The sequence below is a fragment of the Flexivirga lutea genome, from assembly GCF_054778955.1.
Map to the genome: position 1 here is coordinate 1 of NZ_BAAGZB010000016.1, position 530 is coordinate 530.

Annotated in this window: 1 protein-coding gene; it reads left to right on the top strand. The window is 30.0% G+C overall.

Annotated features, from left to right (window positions below; all coding sequences use genetic code 11):
- On the top strand, positions 1-530 hold a 530-nt coding region (locus ACYVBN_RS18380; protein WP_460601772.1), incomplete at both ends, for a hypothetical protein.

Below are 530 nucleotides of genomic sequence, written 5' to 3' on the forward strand. Positions count from 1 at the left end.
ATTTTATTATAGCCCTAAGTATAGTTTAAACATTATAACTGATGTAAACAATATTGGAGAAGTGCCTTTTACAATGAGAGATTATTTTAAGTTTACAGGAGGCTTTAGACAGTTTGGAGATAATAACGGAACAAACTTTAATGTAGGTTCTAATGATATTGCTTTCTTAACTTTAAGAAATAATAGAGCGAAAGAGATTGAATCAAAATTTGGTGCTTTAAACTTTAGTTATTCTCCAAAGAAAACTTGGGATATTAGTGGATTTGCTATCTATTCAGGAAATGAAACAGATATGGAGGAAACTACAGAGCGTATGTACTCAAATGCTGGAGTTGATATAAATAACTTGCCTCCATATGATGAGAATAATCCATCTTCAATAAAGTATATTGATACCGAACAAACACAAGATGTAACAAATCAAAAAAGTGATTTAGGTTTGTTTAAAATAAGTTCAAGTTATAAGCCAAATGCAAACAACCAACTTGATTATGATATTTTTGCTAAGGTTTCAAAGCAACAGCAACTAC